The organism is Acidimicrobiia bacterium (assembly GCA_016650365.1).
GTDB lineage: Bacteria > Actinomycetota > Acidimicrobiia > Spongiisociales > JAENVV01 > JAENVV01.
In genome coordinates this window covers 1-5031 of sequence record JAENVV010000214.1, presented here as the reverse complement: position 1 = coordinate 5031, position 5031 = coordinate 1, and the positions used below count along the sequence as shown (strand labels likewise).

General features: G+C 60.9%; 4 protein-coding genes. 3 read left to right on the top strand and 1 reads right to left on the bottom strand.

Features of this window, described 5'->3' with window-relative positions:
- Positions 1-152 precede the first annotated feature (152 nt).
- Positions 153-2204, bottom strand: a complete 2052-nt coding sequence (locus tag JJE47_12915) for a sodium-translocating pyrophosphatase (protein MBK5268326.1) — start codon at positions 2202-2204, stop codon at positions 153-155.
- Between the two features lie 95 nt (positions 2205-2299).
- Here JJE47_12915 and JJE47_12910 point away from each other — a divergent pair, with 95 nt between their 5' ends.
- The 3 genes from JJE47_12910 to JJE47_12900 form a co-directional block, all read left to right on the top strand.
- Positions 2300-3502 (top strand): LCP family protein, encoded by a 1203-nt coding sequence (locus JJE47_12910; protein ID MBK5268325.1) that lies wholly within the window; start codon positions 2300-2302, stop codon positions 3500-3502.
- 3 nt (positions 3503-3505) lie between these two features.
- Positions 3506-4783, top strand: a complete 1278-nt coding sequence (locus JJE47_12905) for a PQQ-dependent sugar dehydrogenase (protein MBK5268324.1) — start codon at positions 3506-3508, stop codon at positions 4781-4783.
- A gap of 107 nt (positions 4784-4890) precedes the next feature.
- Positions 4891-5031 (top strand): hypothetical protein (locus JJE47_12900; protein MBK5268323.1); only part of this gene is annotated, 141 nt, incomplete at its 3' end.

Here is a 5031-nt window from a genome sequence, read left to right as displayed (position 1 = left end):
GGAATGGCCCTGCCATACGTTCAAAGCGTTCAGATCGGTTTCGCCGTGGCGCATGAGCGTGATTCGCATCAGACCAAAGTAGCGCGCGTCCTCACCAAACAAAAAGGGGCCGGCCAACCGGTCGACCCCTCAATGCACTTGTTGGTAAACGGTTAGACGAACGCCGAGGCGAAGATCAGGCTCACAATTGTCATAACCTTGATAACGATATTCATGGCCGGACCCGAAGTGTCCTTGAAGGGATCTCCGACGGTGTCGCCGATGACAGCTGCCTTGTGGGCATCCGATCCTTTGCCCCCATAGGCGCCCGCCTCGATGAACTTCTTGGCATTGTCCCAAGCGCCACCTGCGTTGGCCATATAGATCGCCAGCAGGAACCCGGATACGAGTGCTCCGGCCAGGAATCCGCCCAGCGCCTCGACATCGATGAACCCGATAACGAGCGGGAAGATGATGGCCAGCGAACCGGGGATCACCATTTCCCGCAACGCTCCAGTGGTCGCAATATCCACGCACTTGGCGTACTCCGGCTTGGCCGAAGGGTCGCCGTCTCGCAGCCCGGGGATCTCACGGAATTGACGACGGACCTCTTCGATCATGGCGTACGCGGCCCTGGTGACGGCGTCGATCGTCATGGCCGAGAACAGGTACGGGAACATGGCACCGAGGAACAGACCGACGATCGAACCGACGTGAATCAGGTTGATCGAGTCAAGGCCGACCGCCTTCGTAAAGGTCGAGAACAACGCCAACGAGGTGACCGCCGCCGAAGCGATTGCGAAACCCTTGGCAATGGCCGCGGTCGTGTTGCCGAGCGAATCGAGTGCGTCGGTCGCTTCGCGAACCTCAGGATCGAGGTGTGCCATCTCGGCGATGCCACCCGCGTTGTCAGCAATCGGGCCGTAGGCGTCGACGGCGATGGTGATACCCAGGGTGGCAAGCACGCCGATGGCGGCAATGGCCACACCGTAGATTCCACCTTCGGTTGGGAAGGCCCAGTCACCCGCCGTATACGCACCCCAAATGCCGGCGGCCGTGACCATGACCGAATACGCCGCCGAGCGTTTGCCCTCGGCGATACCAGCCAGAATCACCGTCGCCGGGCCGGTCTCGGCCTGCTTGGCGATTCCCTTGACCTTCTTGTAGTGATCGGAGGTAAAGATCTCCGAGATCTTGCCAACCGCAAAACCGACCAGCAGACCAACCACAACGGCCAGCCAAATACCAACCGGTTTCACGCCCTCGATGCCACCGAAGACGAGGTAGGCCAGTCCAAGCACACCGACTCCGGCGGTGATCATGGCGAAGTTGGTTCCGCGGTGCAGTGCAGCCGACAGATCGGCGTCCGACTTCGCCTTCACAAGGAACGAGCCAATGATCGAGGCAAACATCCCGAGCGCGGCAACAGCCAGCGGAAAGATGATTGCCGAAACTTGCAGTTCACCGCTGTACACGATCGCCGCAAAAGCGATGGGGGCGACGAGCGAGCCGACGTACGACTCGAACAGGTCGGCACCCATGCCGGCTACGTCGCCGACGTTGTCACCAACGTTGTCAGCGATGACCGCCGGATTGCGAGGGTCGTCCTCAGGAATCCCGGCTTCGACTTTGCCAACCAGGTCGGCGCCGATGTCGGCAGCTTTGGTGTAGATGCCACCCCCGACGCGAGCGAACAACGCAACCGACGATCCACCCAGTCCAATGGCGGCGACGATTTCGGCAGCTTTGTCGACCGCCATTCCGTTCACATTGACGAGGAAGAGCCACACCACTGAAACGCCGAGAAGGCCAAGTCCGGCCACAGTGAAGCCCATCACGGCACCACCCCGGAAGGCAATCGGCAGAGCCGCAACTATGCCACCGGTGCGGGCAGCCTCAGTGGTGCGAGCGTTGGCCGCGGTGGCAATCCGCATCCCGATGAAGCCTGCACCAAAGGACAATGTTGCTCCAAGGGTGTAGGCAATCGACCGCTGCCATCCATCTTCGAGCAACGTGGCAATCAAAATGGCCATGACAGCCACAAAGACCGACACCCATTGCAGCTCCCGCTTGAGGAACGCCATGGCACCCTCTCGAATTGCTGCGGCTAGTTCCACCATGCGTTCGTTTCCCTGGCTAACCGCGTGAACCTGCCCCGAATAAACAAAGGCAAGTCCGAGAGCGGCGACACCAGAGACGATCGCCAGAATGACATACGTCGTCATCGAGCTTCTCCTGTTGTTCGCAAACCGACGGCAGTATAGAGGCGTCAAAAGCGGGTTCGGACAGGCGCGCGACCACCGGTACCATGCCGCGCTCCATGAAGCGCCTCATACTTCCACTCGCCATCGTCCTCAGTGTCGCCGCATGCGGTAGCACGACCAATGACACGACAACCACCAGCCCAACCCTCCCCACCTCGTCGTCAACCCTCGCATCGGAGCCCACCACAACCGTCGACACGTTCGGCGTTGCCATTACGGCGACCGGTCCGCCGGGCCTGATCGAAGCCATCACGGCCGGCTACCGGTACGCAGGCGGCACCGGGCCGCTTCCCTCGGCCACTCCCGGTTTTGCAGAGCACCTGGCTGGAGCCACTCCTTCCGGGGACATCAATGCCGAATTCGGACTGACCGTGGCCGAACTCAGCGATGGCTGGGTTGGAGTTGGCGTTTGGCAAGACGACCTTGTTCTGGCGACGTCGGCCGACGGTGAAGCCTGGGCCCTGGTCGGTGGACGGCTAACGAGCATGGGCCTCGCTCCCTATTTCGGCGACGAACCTCACCGGCTGTTCATCATCGGATCAGATGCCCGTACCAAACAAGACCCTGTGAAACTAAGGGCAGACAGCCTCCATTTGGTCAATGTCGCACCCGACGGTTCGAGCGCATCCATCGTCGGCTTGCCACGCGACACCTACGTCGAAGCTTCCTACGGCGGAAAGACCAAATTTACGAACGTCATGTCCGGTCGGGGCCCCGAGGTGGTCGTCGCAACCGGCACCCTGCTCACGGCACTGGAGTTTGACGGCTACATCGTCACCGGCTTCTCGGGCTTCACGAAGCTGGTGAACAACTTCGGGGGTTTCGAGATCGACATCCCCTTCGACATGGCCGAGCCGAAATCCAAGGCTTATTTCAGTGCCGGCCGGCAGATGATCGATGGGTTCCAGGCTCTGGCTTTCGCTCGAAATCGCATGCTGAAAGGGGGCGACTTCACCCGATCCTTTCACCACGGGGTCATCATGCAATGGGGTCTGGCCTCCGTCATTGGCAAGGGCCCGCTGAACATTCCAACCGACCTGAAGTTGCTTGACGAGTACACCTTCACCAACCTTCCGATTGAAAATCGTCTCCTGGTGCTGGCGGCGTTGTTTGAGCTTGACCCATTTGAGATTCCGAACATCGTCGTCGATGGGACTCCCGGGATGGCAGGAAAGGCGTCCGTGGTGTTCCTCAACGATTCTGCCTTCAACGTGTTCGCAGACCTGGCCGATGGAAGACTCGACGAGACAGGTGAATGACAAGTGACAACGAAGAGTCGCCTGGTCGGCGCAGCGCTGGGTCTCATGCTTATCGTTCCCGCCTGCACAACATCAGAGGTCTCTGACCCGGTTCCTACGATCCCATCGATCGCAACGACGGCCACAACCGCTGCCCCGCTGAGTTCGTCATCGACGACGTTGGACGCCGGTCCCTCGACGCCGACAACCTCTGCAACCTCCACCACGACGACGACACCTCTCGCACCCTTGACGGGTTTTGAGGTCGACCTCATCGCCGAGGTTCACCGTCCGGTGGTCGCCGTGCCCGTCCCCGGCGAAGCGGGTTTGCTGGTGGTCGACCAGCAAGGACGTATCGTCGCCGTAGACGAGAACGGGACGGTCGCCGAGTTTCTTGACCTGACCGACCGGGTGGGGGCCAACGGAATCGAGCAGGGTCTCCTTGGTCTCGCCCTGCATCCTGACTTTGTATCCAACGGACGGTTCTTCGTCTATTACACCGCCCCGGACAACGACAGCCACCTCGTCGAGTTCGGATTGACGGCCGAAGGAGTCGGCGATCGGGCCTCGGCCAGAGAGATCTTGTTCTTCGAGCAGCCAACCGATCGTCACAACGCCGGGACGATTGTCTTCGGACCCGATGGGTATCTCTGGCTAAGCCTCGGTGAAGGAGGGGCGGCGAGCGAGAACGCCCAGAACCCCGAGACGTTGCTCAGCTCACTTTTGCGTCTGGACGTCGATGACAGCGACCCGTACGGCATTCCGGCCGACAATCCGTTCGTGGATGGTGGCGGTGCCCCTGAGGTCTGGGCGTTCGGGCTCCGCAACCCGTGGAAGTTCTCGATCGACCCGGTCGAACGGATGATCTACATCGGCGACGTCGGCCACAGCGACTGGGAAGAAATCGACGTCGTATCCATGGACACCGGAGGCGGCTCAAACTTCGGATGGCTTCCCATGGAAGGCACGCACTGTTTCATCAGCGGGTGCGATCCGAGCCTCTATACGGCTCCGATCATTGAGTACTCACACGAAGGCGGCAACTGTTCGGTCACCGGCGGAGTCGTCTACCGGGGTCAAGCAATTCCCGAGTTCGACGGCCACTACTTCTATGCGGACTGGTGTGGCGGCTGGATTCGCAGCTTCAAACTCGTTGATGGCGAAGCTACCGAGATGACCAACTGGTCAGAGCAACTCGGCAACGTCGGCCAGGTGACCAGCTTCAGTACCGACCGCGACGGTGAGCTGCTCTTCACGACGTGGGATGGGGGCGTCTACCGCCTGGTCCCCGTTCGCGGCTAGCCCCATCCGTTGGTCGAGTGTGCATCCAGATTGCGTATCGCAATTCGTATGCACACTCGTCCGGGGGGGCAGGCGCGGGGTCGGAGAGCCCCGGTAGAGTCGTCGTTATGGCAGGATCGATCATCGGGGCGGCGGTCAAGCGGGTCGAAGACCCGCGCTTCATCAGAGGCCAGGGCACGTACGTTGCAAACATGCAGATGGATGGTGCCCTCCACCTGGCATTGGTCCGCTCGGAGGTGCCGCACGGC